Source organism: Dictyobacter halimunensis (assembly GCF_036245075.1).
Window position 1 is genome coordinate 65,791 of record NZ_BSRI01000001.1, and the last position, 15,426, is coordinate 81,216.

The 15,426-nt window shown below is 54.3% G+C and carries 16 protein-coding genes; 9 read left to right on the forward strand and 7 right to left on the reverse strand.

Features of this window, described 5'->3' with window-relative positions; translation table 11 throughout:
* Positions 1 to 17: 17 nt before the first annotated feature.
* The 4 genes from AABA21_RS00340 to AABA21_RS00355 form a co-directional block, all read right to left on the reverse strand.
* Entirely contained in the window at positions 18 to 368 is a 351-nt protein-coding gene (locus AABA21_RS00340) for a hypothetical protein (RefSeq protein WP_338246683.1), read from the reverse strand.
* Positions 369 to 1,252: 884 nt separating this feature from the next.
* On the reverse strand, positions 1,253 to 2,746 hold the full coding sequence (locus AABA21_RS00345; protein ID WP_338246685.1) for a carboxylesterase/lipase family protein: 1,494 nt from the start codon (positions 2,744 to 2,746) through the stop codon (positions 1,253 to 1,255).
* Entirely contained in the window at positions 2,737 to 3,084 is a 348-nt protein-coding gene (locus tag AABA21_RS00350) for an AtuA-related protein (RefSeq protein WP_420917119.1), read from the reverse strand. Before AABA21_RS00350 ends, AABA21_RS00345 begins: the two co-directional genes overlap by 10 nt.
* Positions 3,085 to 3,088: 4 nt before the next feature.
* A complete protein-coding gene (locus AABA21_RS00355; RefSeq protein ID WP_338246689.1) occupies positions 3,089 to 4,444 on the reverse strand; it encodes an acyclic terpene utilization AtuA family protein in 1,356 nt (451 codons plus the stop codon).
* Between the two features lie 230 nt (positions 4,445 to 4,674).
* Here AABA21_RS00355 and AABA21_RS00360 point away from each other — a divergent pair, with 230 nt between their 5' ends.
* The 5 genes from AABA21_RS00360 to AABA21_RS00380 all read left to right on the forward strand — a co-directional run bounded on the left by AABA21_RS00360 (position 4,675) and on the right by AABA21_RS00380 (position 6,966).
* Positions 4,675 to 5,580 carry a LysR family transcriptional regulator gene (locus AABA21_RS00360; protein ID WP_338246691.1) on the forward strand — a complete coding sequence of 302 codons (906 nt, stop codon included), beginning with the start codon at positions 4,675 to 4,677 and terminating at the stop codon, positions 5,578 to 5,580.
* A gap of 102 nt (positions 5,581 to 5,682) precedes the next feature.
* Positions 5,683 to 5,907: a transposase gene (locus AABA21_RS00365; protein ID WP_338246692.1), complete on the forward strand. Its 225-nt coding sequence runs from the start codon at positions 5,683 to 5,685 to the stop codon at positions 5,905 to 5,907.
* A gap of 10 nt (positions 5,908 to 5,917) precedes the next feature.
* Positions 5,918 to 6,067 (forward strand): transposase, encoded by a 150-nt coding sequence (locus tag AABA21_RS00370; RefSeq protein ID WP_338246693.1) that lies wholly within the window; start codon positions 5,918 to 5,920, stop codon positions 6,065 to 6,067.
* Between the two features lie 84 nt (positions 6,068 to 6,151).
* On the forward strand, positions 6,152 to 6,532 hold the full coding sequence (locus AABA21_RS00375) for a hypothetical protein (RefSeq protein ID WP_338246694.1): 381 nt from the start codon (positions 6,152 to 6,154) through the stop codon (positions 6,530 to 6,532).
* Complete coding sequence (locus AABA21_RS00380; protein WP_338246695.1) at positions 6,451 to 6,966, forward strand: transposase; 516 nt, start codon at positions 6,451 to 6,453, stop codon at positions 6,964 to 6,966. The genes AABA21_RS00375 and AABA21_RS00380 overlap by 82 nt, the downstream gene beginning before the upstream one ends.
* A gap of 26 nt (positions 6,967 to 6,992) precedes the next feature.
* On the opposite strand, the gene AABA21_RS00385 is transcribed toward AABA21_RS00380, so the two are convergent.
* Positions 6,993 to 7,862: an IS982 family transposase gene (locus AABA21_RS00385; RefSeq protein WP_338246697.1), complete on the reverse strand. Its 870-nt coding sequence runs from the start codon at positions 7,860 to 7,862 to the stop codon at positions 6,993 to 6,995.
* A gap of 106 nt (positions 7,863 to 7,968) precedes the next feature.
* Here AABA21_RS00385 and AABA21_RS00390 point away from each other — a divergent pair, with 106 nt between their 5' ends.
* Entirely contained in the window at positions 7,969 to 8,202 is a 234-nt protein-coding gene (locus AABA21_RS00390) for a transposase (RefSeq protein ID WP_479430356.1), read from the forward strand.
* Positions 8,203 to 8,545: 343 nt separating this feature from the next.
* Here AABA21_RS00390 and AABA21_RS00395 read toward each other — a convergent pair whose 3' ends face one another.
* Both AABA21_RS00395 and AABA21_RS00400 read right to left on the reverse strand, forming a co-directional pair.
* Positions 8,546 to 9,379: an aminoglycoside phosphotransferase family protein gene (locus tag AABA21_RS00395; protein ID WP_338246699.1), complete on the reverse strand. Its 834-nt coding sequence runs from the start codon at positions 9,377 to 9,379 to the stop codon at positions 8,546 to 8,548.
* A gap of 946 nt (positions 9,380 to 10,325) precedes the next feature.
* Entirely contained in the window at positions 10,326 to 12,251 is a 1,926-nt protein-coding gene (locus AABA21_RS00400; RefSeq protein ID WP_338246701.1) for a hypothetical protein, read from the reverse strand.
* Between the two features lie 379 nt (positions 12,252 to 12,630).
* On the opposite strand from AABA21_RS00400, the gene AABA21_RS00405 reads away from it, so the two are divergent.
* The 3 genes from AABA21_RS00405 (at position 12,631) to AABA21_RS00415 (ending at position 15,309) form a co-directional block, all read left to right on the forward strand.
* Positions 12,631 to 13,521: an N-acetylmuramoyl-L-alanine amidase gene (locus AABA21_RS00405; RefSeq protein ID WP_338246703.1), complete on the forward strand. Its 891-nt coding sequence runs from the start codon at positions 12,631 to 12,633 to the stop codon at positions 13,519 to 13,521.
* 206 nt (positions 13,522 to 13,727) lie between these two features.
* Positions 13,728 to 13,994: a hypothetical protein gene (locus AABA21_RS00410; protein WP_338246705.1), complete on the forward strand. Its 267-nt coding sequence runs from the start codon at positions 13,728 to 13,730 to the stop codon at positions 13,992 to 13,994.
* Between the two features lie 235 nt (positions 13,995 to 14,229).
* The gene (locus AABA21_RS00415; protein WP_338246706.1) at positions 14,230 to 15,309 is read left to right on the forward strand and encodes a PLP-dependent cysteine synthase family protein; all 1,080 of its coding nucleotides are present in this window, start codon (positions 14,230 to 14,232) and stop codon (positions 15,307 to 15,309) included.
* Positions 15,310 to 15,426 lie beyond the last annotated feature (117 nt).

Consider the following 15,426-nt stretch of genomic DNA (forward strand, 5'->3'; position numbering starts at 1 on the left):
ATAGACATGCTCTCTTTTTAGAATGTCGTTCCCAAGCGATGCCGGCAAGGCATTGCATACTGGCTAAATCCTTCAATCTCTTTCCGTTCAATTGGTTTTCTGCACTGTGGACAGATGCCTTTGGATAGATTGGGCAAGGCCTGCTTGATGAGCCCTTCAATCTCCTGCATCTGAGCCTGAACTTCGGTAACTGTCGGGAATGAGGCATGAGTACATGTTTCTGTCGAGCAGTTGTCTTTCAGGCAGGGGAGCGCGCTTGCCTGGAATGTCATGTACGCGATACCTGCTCGACATTGCTTCTGAAAGCGTCCGGTAAAATGCTTGCACCAATTGCCAAGCTGATACTCAAGTGGTAATACGAGATCCATCGTGAGTCTCCTCCATGTGATTGAAAATAGAGTCATAGCAAGCCCCTTGAGGCCCCGGAGATAGGGATGGCATGGAATGTCCCTTGGTTATGGGTATGAGCAGAATAGGCTATGTATGAGTTCATTTACGCCCATGCCTGCAATTGATGTGACTCTGCTCCTTGCGAGGGATATGGGCGTACAGGCATACTGACGAGGCGCCCCTTCTTAGGTATGCTACATATATTGTGTAGACCTTGCACGAGAACCATCGTCTTTCTTTCTGCATGTATGGTATGTTGAGTGTGGTTACAAAGAAACCCTGGAGTTCTTCACCAGGATCTCTTTAAGCCAGCGGTTGCTCGCAAACATGGCCTGATTGGAACATCCAACCAGGCCCATGCCTCTGCCTCGCTTCCAACACGTCGACGCCGATCTCCTGCGCACCCAATTGGAGCTTTAGCGGCACAACACAGCAGCGAGCAGTCCCGGTGAACATGGGCGCCTGCTCACCTTGTTCCCCTCTCACTTTCCGTTCACAGTTTCATCTCATCTATCGATCAAACAGTGACACAAGGAGGCAGGCACAGTCAATTCCTTGTGTATTTGGCTTGCTTTTTTCTTCGCTGTTTGAGCGCGCCTTCTCTTGCATCACCTGCCTCCATCCTCTCCCCACGCGCTTTCTCTCCCTTTCTCCCCCTCCCGACTTCTCCCCACGCCACCACGAAAAAATGTGATCATGGAATTTTCGCGTTTACAGGAGGAAGCTTCCTTGCGAGCTCCTCGTTCGTGGTGAGACTGTCCATAAGACGAGCATGGAAGTCGTTCCGCTCCCCGCCTTCTTGCACCTGCGGCTCTTACCACTTGCTCCCCCGATATCTCCTCGAAGCACAAACTGCCACGTGCTACTTCTGTTGCGACCAGAACGTTTGCCAGAGCTGAGCTACCTCGGCTAGTGGCTCCGTCACCAAGGGGGCAGTTCCGCCAAAACAGCGGACAGTCGGTTCTTCTGGTCGATACATGGGCCAACCCGGATCACCAGTGCGGGCGAACGTCGTCCACGCCTCAGTCATCTCATTACGCACCTGCTGGTCTTGCGGGGTTGCAGCAGAGCCGAAGAAGGTAAGCTGATCCAACATATCCAGTGTGTAGGCAACATCTGCTCCGTGATGGGCACCCAGATCAGGAGAACGAGCATGCGCAAACAGATAGTTCCATGCCTGCCCTCCACTGGCAATCTGCGTCTGAGCACACTGCACGGCGGGCACGCGGTAAATCCAGTCGCTGAGGAAGCGGGTGCGCAAGCGTGCCAGGCTTGCCCCTGGTTCTCTGTTTTGGTACGCCTGCAACAGTACAGCGGCTCGCTCTTCACCCACGCACCGCGCCATCTCTACCAGCAAGGCCGCTTCACTCGCCGGGGCAAAAGTGGTCGGCTGCAGCATCGCCTCCCACAGTTGCACTTCATCGCGACAGGCTCCCACGATCAATGGAATCGTCCTGGTCCCTCCGCGGGCAACAACGTCGAGCGGCAAATCAGGCAACACGTGCCCATCAACGACCGCTCCATACGAGCGCCCTCCCGGCGTGTTGCGCGCTCCAATATCGGTATCAATCCCCTCCAACTGTACCTCCACGATGCGCTCGGCAGGCACGGTAAGCAGTTGTTCCGGTTCAGAGAGTTCCAGCCTGTCCAGCAGATCGCGCGCGATCCCGGTGGCCGTTTCGCGAGAAAAGGTGCGCGAGGTCGCTCCACTTTGCATGATGGCTTTGTCAAACATCCCTGCCGCGGCTGGCATCGCCAGCAAGGCCCCGATGGAGAATCCCCCCGCTGAATCACCAAAGACGGTCACATTGTTGGGGTCCCCTCCAAAAGCTGCGATATTGTTCCGAACCCAGTGCAGCGCCGCAACCTGATCCAGTAATCCACAATTGGTGGTCGGAGCCCAGTCTGGTCCTCCCAGATCGGCCAGATATAAGAACCCCAGCGCTCCCACCCGATAATTGAAAGCGACAAACACGATATCGCGGTGCATGAGAGCCTCGCCATCGGTGAGCGGAGGCGAGCCCGACCCGCTCTCGAAGCCGCCGCCGTAAATCCAGACCATGACGGGACGCCGCCCCGAGAGGTCGGGAGTCCAGACGTTGAGATAGAGACAATCTTCGCTGGTCTGCATGGTGGAGGGTCCGAGAGAAGGCAGGAGCCGTTGCAGAGGTGCGGGCGGGAAGGAGATGGCTTCACGCACCCCTGTCCACTGGGGAACTGGCCGCGGCGGACGAAAACGCAGCGGACCAACAGGCGGAGTGGCGAACGGGATACCCGCGAAGCAGAAGCCTCCATTGGCAAGCGTCCGACCGCGTAAGGCACCATCAGCAATCTGCACACGTGGTTCTACAGGCATTCGTGTTCCTCCGAGAGTGCGACAGCAGGGAGGTGCTCGTCAATCTCCATCTCAAGCAACAGCGAACTCAAACTTTTCCCGTGCCGATCCAGTGCCAGGGAACGGGTGACGCCCCCCCCCAGAGCATCGACGAGCACAAAATTCAAGGCTGCAATCTGTGGCAGTTCATAGCGTCTCACCTCGCCCTGCACGATCTCCCCGAACCACGCTTTGACGCGCTCGGCTGTCACCTGTGCTTGCAAGAGCGAATAGTGCTCCACCTGATAGGCAATCAAGGACAGGTTCAAGATGTTTCCTTTATCGCCCGCACGCGAATGAGCAATCTCTTGTAACTTCATCATTTCAAATCTCCTCATAGACCAACTCAAGCTGAACATCACTGGCAGGAATCAGGATGGAGGCAATGGCAAGCTCCTCGCTGATGTGAACCCTCACACCTCCTCCTCCTGCGGGTCCATTGGTATAGAGCGCTTCCACCTCATTGCCAACGCGTTCGGCTTCAGCCCGCGTCGCGGTACGAGCAGCGACCCGCAGGCGAACCTCTAAGGGCTCCTGCCTCTCTTGGACGATGTGTTGGGAAAGGACATCGTGATAGAGGGAGTTGACACCGATATACTCGACGCGCAACGCCTTCACCGGTACGTGAACGTCTGCCAGACGCAGCGTGATGATCTGCCCGGCGAGCCGGGCACGCCGGTACGCAGATGTCCCACCATAGCTGATCTCTGCCTCGACAAGAAAGCCGTCCCGGTAGCCGACGGAGGTTTTATACTGCCCATTGGGGGCATGCCCCCTCGCGCCGCTGACCTGAATCTGGTTGGGTGCAACCTCTGTGACGGTAACCTGAGAAAAATCGGCCGTCACATCGGGAGTGAAATACTGGCTGGGGTCATGAATTTCATAGAGGAGTTGCTCTTTGACGGTGGCAGAAGTGACCATGCCACCGGCCTCGACCACCTTGGTGACGGTGACCTCTCCCAGTTCGGTCACTTCGATAATCGGGAACCCCAGGTGCGCCAGATCGGGCACATCTTTATAGCCTGGGTCCGCAAAATACCCCCCGGTGACTTGCGCTCCGCATTCGAGGAGGTGCCCGGCGAGCGTTCCTTTTCCAAGCAGGTCATACTGGCTCATGTCCCAGCCAAACTCAAAGAGCAGGGGAGCCAGCACGAGCGCGGGATCAGCCACCCGCCCGGTAATGACCACATCCGTCCCCGCTTGCAGCGCTTGGACAATGCCTTGCGCGCCCAGGTAGGCGTTGGCCGAAACAAGGGAGGACTGCACCGTTTTCAAGGGCTGCCCGGTCTCCAGAATCGGAAAGGAATGATAGCGAGCAATCTGGGGGAACAGATCATCACCCAGGACAGCTGCCACTTTCAAGGAGGTGAGGCCCAAGGAGGTCGCAAGCTCTTTGACCACCTCTACTGCGGCTCTGGGATTGGCAGCACCCATATTGGTGATGACCTTGATGCGCTTGCGCGCGCACAACGGGAGGACGTGCCGCATTCGGTAGGCCAACAACTCGTTGTACCCCTGCTCAGGATGCCTGGACCGGCGCTGCTGGGCTAAAGCGATGGTGCGTTCCGCCAGACACTCAAAAATGAGATAGTCCACATCGCCATGTTCCATGACCTCCACCGCCGGTTCGATCCGGTCACCGCTATAGCCCGCCCCCGACCCGATTCGTATCGTTTTCATGGTCTGTTCACTCCTTTCTGTTCTCCCATCAGCAGGCAAGCAATCCCTGCGTTCACCCGCTCTCCATCTCCTCCTGAGGATAGGCGAAGCAGAAGACGTTGTCCAATATCTATTTTCGCTCCGACTTATATCTCTATGATATAATTCGAGTGGGAGCGCCACCGGGAAAAGGGGTCTTGGTGAGGCGCGGGTACTCGTTCAAGCCACGCCAAGCCGAGGACAAGAAGAAGATGGAATTGCGTTCACTCCACTATTTTATTGCGGTTGCGGAAACGTTGCACTTTAGCCGGGCAGCTGAGCGATTGCATATCGCTCAGCCTCCGTTGAGCCAGCAGATTCAGCGTCTGGAAAAGGAGATGGGCGTTCAGCTCTTTGAACGCACCAAACGGAGTGTGCGTCTGAGCGCCGCTGGAGAAGTCTTCCTGCAGGAGGCCTATCGAACGTTGGCTCAAGCTGAACAATCCATTCATGCGGCCAGAGCAGCGGATCGTGGGGAAATTGGACGACTGGCTCTCGGTTTTGTGGGCTCATCAGCCTATGGGATGCTTCCTGCGATGATCCAGGCGTTTCGTGAACGCTTCCCTCAGGTCGAACTGATCTTACGGGAATGGACCACCGTCGAGCAAGTTCAGGCACTGCACAAGGAAGAGATCCAGATCGGGTTTGTGCGTCCTCCCATTCTGGATGCGACACTCCACCACCTGACCGTGCAACAGGAACCCTTCCTGGTGGCGGTGCCGGTGAAGCATCCTCTCGCCACAAGTTCTTCTGTCTCCCTGTCAGCACTGGCCGATGACCCGTTTATCTTCGTCCCATCCAAACTTGCGCCCGGACTCTCGCATCAAATGATGGATATGTGCCTGCAGGCAGGCTTCCAGCCACGGATCGCACAAGAAGCCATTCAGTTCCATGTGATCATCAGCCTGGTCGCAGCCGGGCTAGGGATTGCGCTGGTTCCCGCTTGTATCCGCACCTTTCAGCGTCCTGATGTGGTCTATCTGCCACTGCAAGACAGCACGATACAGGCCGAAATCCAGATGGTCCGGCAACGCGCTGGGCACTCTGTGGTAATGCATAATTTCCTCGACGTGGTAAAAGCGCACACAACTGAAGCACAAAACCGTCTCTCCTTTTGACTGCTAAGGTTGTCTTAAAGTCGTCCGCAGCCTGTTGAAAAAGTCCCAAATGGGTGGTAGAAAGGAGGAGAGCAAGACAAGGCCGGAGGGAGGGCCACCACGATGATGGGAACAAAAGAACGGAGTTTTGCTCCGCTGACGCATATCTCGCTGGAAGAGCTAGTCCCACAGAACCATTTTTATCGCTCTCTTGAGCAGAAGTTGGATCTCTCGTTTGTGCGGAAGTTTGTTCAGGAAACTTACGCTGGTCTGGGACGCCCTTCTATTGACCCGGTTGTCTTCTTTAAGCTGCAATTAGTGATGTTCTTTGAAGGGGATTCGATCTGAGCGTCAACTCGTGCTCCAAGCAGCTGATCGCCTCAGCGTTCGTTGGTATCTCAGCTATGATCTGGATAAACCCTTGCCTGACCATTCCAGCCTGAGCCGCATCCGGACCCGGTATGGGCTCTCTGTCTTTCGCCGTTTCTTTGATGCCATCGTGGAATAATGCCAGCAGGCCAAACTGGTGTGGGGCAAGGAACTCTATATTGATTCGACTCAGGTGAATGCCAACGCTGACATGGATTCGCTTGTGACGCGCTTTGCTTACGAAGCCCAAGAGGCTATTCAGGCGCACCCGGCGGCTCTTTTCGCTGAGACTCATCCTGCTGAGAAACCACAGGAAGCTAGGGAAGAGGAGACCTTCGCTGGACCCGCGCCTACAGCTTTGCCCATTGTCCTCTCCAAGCCAGAGCGCGAAGAGCTCGAGCCAAACTCGCGACACAACACGACTGGATCAGAGAAGAAGGCCGGCAACAACGCGACGTTCGTGGACTCTATCAACGTCGTTCCGATCAACGGATCAGTACCACGGACCCGGATGCAACCCCCATGCACCTCAAGAACGGTGGGCTTCACCTGGGCTACCACACCCATTACGTTGTCGCTGGGAGCAAACGTCGTATCATTCTGACGGCACTGGTGACTCCCCCTGAGGTGACAGACAACCTGCCAATGCTTGATCTTATCTTCCATACCCGTTGGCGCTGGCACCTCTTGACTAGCCAGGTGACTGGCGACACCACATATGGAACCATCGAGAATATCAAGGCTCTGGAAGATCAAGGCATCCGAGCGTATATCCCTGTGCCCAATTGGGAAGAGCGCTATGAGGTTTGGTCGGCCTCCCACTTTCGTTATGAACCGCAGGCCGATCAGTACCGCTGTCCGCAAGGCCAGATCTTGCAACGGGTGGAAGTGATCGGTCCCGACGGACGTCAGCTCTATCGTGCTCCAACTTCTGTCTGCAATGACTGTCCAGTGAAAGGGCAGTGTACGACCAGTACCCAGGGGCGTCGCGTCTATCGTCATGTTGGAGAGGAGTATCTCGAGCGCGTTCGTAGTTAACGTGAGTTCTGTTTAAGGTAGACCGATCAAGCGGCCAGCAAAGCGCGCTCATCGAGATGCAGACCCGGCTTTTTGCCCTGATGGCTGTAAGCAAGCAACCCAGCAATCAAATGCACGACAAAATTGACCGGGCTGCGATGGCGAGAATGCTCAATCTGCGAAATGTTCTTGAGCTGGTCAATGATCGACTCAATGACAGCCCGTTTGCGCAACAGCAGTTTGTCCGAAATGTGCATGAGATGGTTCTTCATGTTCTTGCGCAGCTTGGTGATGAGCTGGAGTCCCTGCTTAAAGAGCAACTGGCTCAAAGGAGCAGAAATGTATCCGCGATCACCAAAGAGCTTGCCATGCAAGTGTTTGACCATCTGGGCAACCGGCGTTCGATCATCGACGTTGCCTGGCGTCAGACAACATGCCAGCAGCTCGCCTCGATCATTGACCGCCAGGTGTAGCTTGAAACCAAAGAACCATCCCATGCTGGTCTTACCCCGCTTGGCGTCAACAGCAAAGACACGGTGTTGATGGATCCGTTTGGGATCACATACGACCAAAGATGTCGCATCAATAAAGCTGATGCCTGTACAGGCTCCATAGCGGCTGTGCAAATACGCCAGCAAGGGAATCATCATCGATGGCATCAGGGCCACAAAGCGCGCATAGCTCACCAGATGTGGAAACTCCTTGGTCAGATGCACCTGTACATGTTCGGTGTAGTAGGCCTTGAATGTTCGATAGTGCGACTGATGAAAATGAATCAAAATCGTCATCACCTCGCTTGGGCACAGATGGCCTGCACGCTTTCGGCGCTTGCCAGCTTGCATCTGACTGTTTTCCCACTGCGGTGTAAAGGTGAGCATAAAATCGTCGACATCACAGAACAATTCGAGTAAACTCATTGTCAGATCCCTCCGATGGTGAATAGATGGTGTTTGTTTTGTTTCTATTCTAATTCATCGGAGTGGGATCTGTTTATCCAGAACTCACGTTAGTTATCAGCAGACCCTGGCCTACCAGAAAGCCCTCAACAAGCGCAAAGTGTGGGTCGAACCGCTCTTTGCTGAAGCGAAAGACTGGCATGGGATGCGCCGCTTTCGTTTACGACGCCTCTGGCGGGTCAACTGCGAGGCTCTTGTCATTGCCGCAGGACACAATCTTCAACAGTTGCTCAAAAAGCAAGGCTGGGGCCGACGCCCGTTCCCAACGGAAGCTCTCAGTGCCTCTTTTTTGCTCTTCTGAGTGACATGCTCGCTCACACGTGAAAGCAAGATCTCTTCTTTTGCCTGCTGCTTCAACTCTTTCCTAGAAACTGAAGCACATCTTACTTTTTACTTATGAGTTTATCAAAGACTTTTCAACAAGCTGCTTGGTTTGATGAGACATTTCTCTTTGAACAACACTCCTGATATTTCTGCCACTGTGCGAGGAGAAAGATGACGATACGCGGTTGTGTCGTCATCTTTCTCCTCGCACAGTGGCCTCCTTCTTGCGCAGTTCACGGCACGGAGCAGTGATCCATCCACAGCAAACAATGCAGGATCGGACGCTCGGAAACAGGAGCACAACGAGAGAGCGCCCAGCATCAAACGGTGAGACGCGAAAGAATTTCTGCACATCGAAGTACTCCCTGCGGGTTCGCGCTCAACTGGTTATTCGCCACCATGCTCCACGCGTTGCGCACACATTGTGCCAATCCCCATCCGCGTATGCGCGCTCGTTCCATTCCCAGTTCCTCGCTCAGTTGAGCGACGCGCCGGGCCAGCATCTGCTCCAGGTTGGGCACCTCAAGGATGCGAGGCAGAGGGTTAAAGAATGAGGCTCCCACCTCATACCCGGGATCACCAACCACCCCTTTAGGATCAATAGCCAGCCATGTATCACCCGAACGTAAAACATTATAATGTTGGAGATCGCCGTGCAGCAGCATGGACACTTCTGCCGAGGCGCTTAATGTCGCGAAGAGATCCATCGCCTCCTCGACCAGGCGCGGCGGAAACGGGCCATAGCCGCCAGCGTAGCACGCTCGGAGCTGCGTCAGGTCTTGCCCCAATTGCTCAACGGTCGGGAAGGTATGTATACCTTGTACCGGTCGCCAGAGTTGACGCATAACTCCGGCCAGAATGGATGTGGCTTGCACATCCTGTTCTGGCACCAGTGACTCAAGCATGGTTCCCGGTTGCAAACGCTCCAGCACCATGACCTTTTTTTCTTCGTCACACTCCAGCAGACGAGCGATGCCTCGCCCATTGAAGATGCGCAGCGCGGCCAGTCCATGCTCAAACTCATCGGAAAACTCGGATGTCTTCAGGATCACTGGCGTGCCATCCGCACGGATAGCTGGTGCCACGTAGTGAAACGAGAGATTCTCAAACGGGGGCAAGAGCGTGAGTTGCCAACGCTCGGCGTATTCCTCCAAAAAGAGGGGAGGCGTTGAAACCAGGCATTGGCCGCCTCTGTGCCGTAGACCTCGCGCATAAAGTGGAGAAAATCTTCAGGCAGGTTAAACATCAAAAATGATTCCTTTCGCACGCGCATATGGTTGAGATGATGGAGAGCTGAAGAGGGTCGAAAGTGTTGGCGCGATGCGAAGAAGAGATGGTCTGTGCCCAAAAAGAGTGAAAAAGGGGAGAGCTTGTCTCTGCTCTTACTCCTCGCGATGCGCCGCATGCGGCGCGAACACACCCGCAGGATGAGCAAGGACGCTGACGATGCATGTCAGCTGGAGGTGTTGTGGACGTTTCATCATTGCTTCCTTGATATTCTTGCTGCTTGCTTTTTGAAAAGATGCCTGAATCTTATCACAGGACGCTTCTGTCCGTCAAGCGTCGTTTCTTCGGTCCACTCAACATCTCACAATCGGCTGTTTAATGGCACTCACTGTTCAGCTTTTATGGTGGGAAAGTGCATAGTCTCCGCAAGCATGAGCATCGTGATTGGAAGAGTATCAAAAAACGTATCATAATCAAAGTGTCATTTCCTAAGAGGTGAGATGAGTATCTGACACCCACAGGAGAGGTTTTTTGTAAGCTGGAACAACCAGCGTATCCTTAACGGATTTGAGAGGGTTTTTCTGTTGGGCCCCAAATAATAAGCACTGCATTTACAAAAACAGTACGTTGCGATTCGCTTCTAGAGCGGCTTTCCATTCGATCAATGGCTGCGTTGCTCAAGATTGAGGGCAAAAGTTGCTTACATGGTGGATCTGCCCACGGGATGCGCAATGAGGTGACAGCAAGCAATCAATAAAGATATGGAAGAGGTTAGTGGAAACAGACAGGAGTGCTTGGCCCTCATGATCAGCTCAGAGGGAAGGAAAGATCACTCATCAAAAAAAGGTGTTGTGCTTGCTTGTTCCTCCTTCGTTAGTTGATAGCAAGAGTGGTGGGAACGCCCGCGACCGTAATACGGAGTTGTGGTGGTCCCCACCAGGCATTCCGTGCGAGCCGATCAGGCCAACTCCAGCGATAGTGCGAACGGATGGCACGAGGGGGGCGAGGTGGAGGAAAAACACGCTGCGGGAACTCGACGAGTGGGATGAGTTCAACATATTGGCTTCGCCAATGAGTCGTCCAAGTACGGCGAAGTGCTCGCCCCGCCACATCTACCCAGCGGATTGATCCCAGCATCATGGGCGTTCGCAACATGGTGGCAGGTGGGGGCAAGAGACGACGCACAGCACTCACCCGGCGGGCACGGTTGCCTTTAGCGCCTCGCCCCAGACACTGCTCTTTGAGAGCACAAGGCTCACAATCTCTTCGGAAGCCGAGGTATGTGGCACGTTGCGTAAACTCATTTTCTTGACGAACTTCGCTCAGCCAGAGGCTTGATCCTGCTGGACAGCGGAGCTTGCCATCCTCTTGCAGTACGAAGGCGTCGGCTCCGAAGCGACCAGTTGCCGCTCCGAACGCTTTCGCCCACTGCCAAGGGCCATACTCCCGGGGAGCGTCCTCCACAGCCTCGAGTGAAGGAGGCGCTTGTTTGGGAGGTGCCCACTCGATCTCGCGCAGCTCAACTTGTTGCGTGGCCTGCCCAAGGGAAAGCCGAAGGTTCCACACCCATTGACACGCGATCTGCCAGAGCTCTTGTCCGCACTGGGTGTACGAACACCAGCGGTCGGGATCTTCTTCGACATCTTCATTTGCAAGCACCGCTTCAAAGGCTCCTCGCCCATGATAGAGATTGAGCACATCCTCGACGAGGAAGCCGTCGGCAGGCAATGTCGTAATGAAGACCTCATAGACCCACTCGCCGATGCACTTGCCGACTGAAGGCCTCTTTCCTGATGTGGAGGTGCGGTGTCGCGCCACAATGATGCGGGTTTGAGGCACTCCCTCATCCAATGGTAACCAGCCTCCATCAAACACCTCGACGACCTCCTCGCTGTTCACTCTCGTCATGGATGCGGTTGGTGGATGAGCCAGGACGCGTTGGATCTGAGGATGTTCCAGGACTCGATACCCTCTGGCCCGTGTGACCAGATGCACGCCTGCTTCAATCAGTTGCGTAATGGCTACTGTGTCACTGTATTGCCCATCAAGACGAACCAGCGCGGCCTCTGGAGTGAGAGTAAAGAGCTTCAAGTAGGTTGTAATGGCTCGAAGTGCCGAAGTAAGCTCTCCTTGATAGTCGCCATTGCCTCGGCCCGCGTACGTGCCAACCCATTGACGGGTGTGCATCTGAAGAATGACAGTGCGAGTGCGGACAACCTCGCCTCGTTTTCGCCCGGTGTAGCCTGGTGCACAGACCGCATCGAGTCGGCGCCGAGGGGGAGGAAGCGTTGGATCACAGGGCAAGGCACGTTGCCGGGCTGCTTGGCGGGTGGCATCCACATCAAAGACGATGAAACGACGACCCTGCCGATCCCAAATGCCACCGATCGTCTCAGTGGTCCACCCCTCAGCAAAACTGTTCTGCTCGAAGAGCGTGCGAAACGCTTCCAAGCAGGGATGGTCGACGCTGGCGAGGAAACGACTCAAGCTGGAGTGATGGGGAAGGCGAGCCCGTCCAAACAGAGCCATGAACGCAGCCCCAAAGGGAGCTAAGCGATCAAAGAAGTCGGCCAGCGTTCGTTCTCCGCTCGCGGCATAGCCGATTAACAAGGCCAGAAAATCAAGCGGTTCATAGCTGCCGAAACGGCCTCTCACCAAGCGAACTTGATGGGCAAAGGTTTCAAGCAGCCCTTTCGTTGCGAGGTGCTGAGAGAGGATAACCACTTCGGCAAACCACACAGGAACCGAGGGATGATCTACAGGAGAAGTTTGAACCTCGATGCTTGGGTTCGGTATCATACCTAAAGAGACCTCCTCATGAGAGTATGTTTTGTTTCTTTCTCATTAAAGGTCTCTTTTTTCTCTACACTGCTAGCTTGCTGTCATCTCATTGCGCATCCCGTGGGCAGATCCACATGGTAGGTCAATTACCAGCTCACTCTTTCAATACCTGGTATGCCAGAAAAAGCGAAAACCACTCACCCACACTTATGAGAACACGTCGTTGGAGCAGGCGCCACGAGTCGTCACCAGGCAGCCAATCGTCGGATCAACGACGGCAGACCCTGGACAGACCCGAGCGCAGGTGACACTGGTGGTGACACTTCTGGGGATGCCGGTTCTTACGACAATCCATACGAGCAACCATAAACGCAACAATAGTCAAGGAGGCCTTTTTATGCGTGTGGATGAAGCAGGCGCTCTCGCTATATGGGTGCCCCAGGAGATTACCTTTGAATACACCGACGCCATCTGGCTTGTTGTCCACAAAACGGCAGGCTTTCACACGGCGCAAGAATGCGCTGCCTACTTTGGTGATTTGAGCCGTAACACAGAGCACGTCAGTTCACATTATGTTGTCGGCCAGGATGGCACTATTGTGCAATGTGTTCCTGAGGGCGCCGGAGCCGGGGCCAACTGCTGTACCATCGGCAACTATGCCCCGTTCCTGCCATTTTGCAACGGGCAGAATAACAACCTCAATGTACACACAATCAGCATCGAGCATATCGATCCATCAATCGACAACAGTACACCGCTCACATCCGCCCAGAAAGCAGCCAGCTTTTCGCTGATTAAGCACATCTGTCAGCGGCATAGCATCCCTATGCGCGCTGGGGATAGTAACGGCGGCATTATCGGCCATTTCCAGATCGATTCGATTAATCGGGCGCACTGTCCAGGCAACTACCCATGGCAAGCACTATGGGACTACCTGGCACCCCCAATACCTCAATTGGAGAATAGTGAAGTGTTTACGACGCAGTCAGCCGACTTCCATCCCTACTTTGTGGAACAAACGCCGGGCGGCCTCTGGCAATGCAGGCATACCAGGTGCCTGTTAGGCGGCAACATTCGCAAATATTACAGCAATCTGACGATCGACGGACAAACGTTGCCAATCATTGGCCTTCCCACCACCAACGAGATTGCTGTCGGAGCTAAACGGGTCCAGCACTTTGAGAAAGCGGTGCTGTGCTACGATCCGACGATCACAGCGCAACCTCCGGGCGCAGAGTATAAGGTATACCTGCTCAAATTGGATGATCCGTTACTAGGGGCGAAATAATGCACTGACCACACCCACCTTTGCTACGAGCCGAACCACGTGGGGTCCCTCCCGCTTTTGCGCAACACCACTGGAGGGATCCTCCTGTTGTTGTTGCTATTTCAAAATTACCCCTAATGCTTTGGCAGCGTGTGTGAGTATCGCGGCTTCGTCTGCCATCAGGAAAAGTCCTGCCCAAAGAAGAACAGGAAGATGGAGGCGTGGACGTGTTACAACGACTGCTCAGTGTCTTTGGCGTGACGCTGGATGCGCAAGGATACTTTGCCCCCTTGAACGCGGGTTCTTCGGGACAGATCCGTCCCCAACCTGAGTTGCTTCGCGTGATCTCTGCAACAATGCCTACTCTTCTCCCTTCGCACGCTCACCCGCCCACAACACCTGGAAATATGGCGACGCATCGTCACATTTCCAACCAAAAACAGACACCGCTCCGCTGCCACAACATGCCGAGGCAACGCCATCCCATGAACTGACACGGCAGCATGTTACCAGATATCGATCTCACCTTCCACAACGAGTATGCTGGCCATAATCTCATCCTCTTATCGTTAAAGCTCTTCCTTCATACTCCTAGAAAAGGGTACACTAAACAGGGAGACAAATCCAATAGGTGTGGATTCCTTGTGTTGTGCATATGAATATGTAATTATAGCTAAAAGTATTGCCCGGAAGAAACGCACCTATATTTGAAGTGGAGGTATATTGTTCATGTCTGATCCATGGGTACGCGAGGCACTCGCGAAGATCAACGCTGATTTTACTCGCTCGGCGGACACACATTTAGTACCAGTTCTCTGGCCTGCATGTTCCCAGGTCAAGCTTTACATCAAAGATGAGTCGACGCATGTTACCGGCAGTTTGAAGCATCGACTGGCCCGCTCGTTGTTTCTGTACGCATTGTGCAATGGCTGGATTACGAGTGATACGCCAATTATTGAAGCCTCATCGGGAAGTACAGCTGTTTCTGAAGCGTACTATGCACAATTGCTGGGTCTGCGCTTTATCGCGGTAATGTCACGCACGACATCCCCTGAAAAGATTCGGAGGATCACGCGCTACGGCGGTGAGTGTGTGCTGGTCGATGATCCAAGTCAAGATCAAACACGAGCGCGTGAACTTGCCCGAGAGTTGCATGGACATTTCATGGATCAGTTCACCTTTGCGGAACGAGCAACCGACTGGCGTGGCAATAATAATATAGCCGAATCGATCTTCAAACAACTCGAAAACGAACCGTATCCAATCCCCGACTGGATCATCTGTGGCGCTGGCACTGGCGGCACCGCCGCGACACTGGGACGCTATATCCGTCTGCGCAGCTATGAAACGCAGGTGTGTGTCGTCGATCCTGAACGTTCCGTCTATTATGATTACTATCACAAGCGTGATGCTGGCCGCTGTTTGCAAGGAGGATCTGGCATCGAGGGGATTGGACGACCACAGGTCGCGCCTTCGTTTCTGCCCAACATCATTGATCGAATGATCAGAGTGCCCAATGAGGCATCGATTGCCGCTATCCATGTCCTTGAAGAACTGGTTGGGAAACGTTATGGAGCCTCAACCGGGACAAACGTCATTGGAGCTTGTCAGCTGATCGCGGAAATGCTCAAAGCCAATAAGTCGGGATCGGTCGTGATTATCGGCTGCGACTCCGGGGAGCTGTATCGAGATACCTACTACAATCAACAATGGAGACAGGAGAACAACATTGAGATCGAGCAACACTGCCATCAGTTGCAACGATTTATCGCACGTGGACGGTGGGAAAGAGAAGAGCCGTATGGATAAAGAAGGGTTGCTTGCATTTTTTCCGCCAGTGTAGCTCGTGTATCAGAGCACCCGAACGCACACTGACACAGAACAGGGGCTACCCATCAGGTGATCGGTAGCTCCTGCTCTTCCTTC

What these genes read in the sequence shown, in the direction of transcription:
- AABA21_RS00340 (WP_338246683.1), bottom strand. Translation starts at nt 368, where the DNA reads ATGGATCTCGTATTACCACTTGAGTATCAGCTTGGCAATTGGTGCAAG.
- AABA21_RS00345 (WP_338246685.1), bottom strand. Translation starts at nt 2,746, where the DNA reads ATGCCTGTAGAACCACGTGTGCAGATTGCTGATGGTGCCTTACGCGGT.
- AABA21_RS00350 (WP_420917119.1), bottom strand. Translation starts at nt 3,084, where the DNA reads ATGAAGTTACAAGAGATTGCTCATTCGCGTGCGGGCGATAAAGGAAAC.
- AABA21_RS00355 (WP_338246689.1), bottom strand. Translation starts at nt 4,444, where the DNA reads ATGAAAACGATACGAATCGGGTCGGGGGCGGGCTATAGCGGTGACCGG.
- AABA21_RS00360 (WP_338246691.1), top strand. Translation starts at nt 4,675, where the DNA reads ATGGAATTGCGTTCACTCCACTATTTTATTGCGGTTGCGGAAACGTTG.
- AABA21_RS00365 (WP_338246692.1), top strand. Translation starts at nt 5,683, where the DNA reads ATGATGGGAACAAAAGAACGGAGTTTTGCTCCGCTGACGCATATCTCG.
- AABA21_RS00380 (WP_338246695.1), top strand. Translation starts at nt 6,451, where the DNA reads ATGCACCTCAAGAACGGTGGGCTTCACCTGGGCTACCACACCCATTAC.
- AABA21_RS00385 (WP_338246697.1), bottom strand. Translation starts at nt 7,862, where the DNA reads ATGAGTTTACTCGAATTGTTCTGTGATGTCGACGATTTTATGCTCACC.
- AABA21_RS00400 (WP_338246701.1), bottom strand. Translation starts at nt 12,251, where the DNA reads ATGATACCGAACCCAAGCATCGAGGTTCAAACTTCTCCTGTAGATCAT.
- AABA21_RS00405 (WP_338246703.1), top strand. Translation starts at nt 12,631, where the DNA reads ATGCGTGTGGATGAAGCAGGCGCTCTCGCTATATGGGTGCCCCAGGAG.
- AABA21_RS00415 (WP_338246706.1), top strand. Translation starts at nt 14,230, where the DNA reads ATGTCTGATCCATGGGTACGCGAGGCACTCGCGAAGATCAACGCTGAT.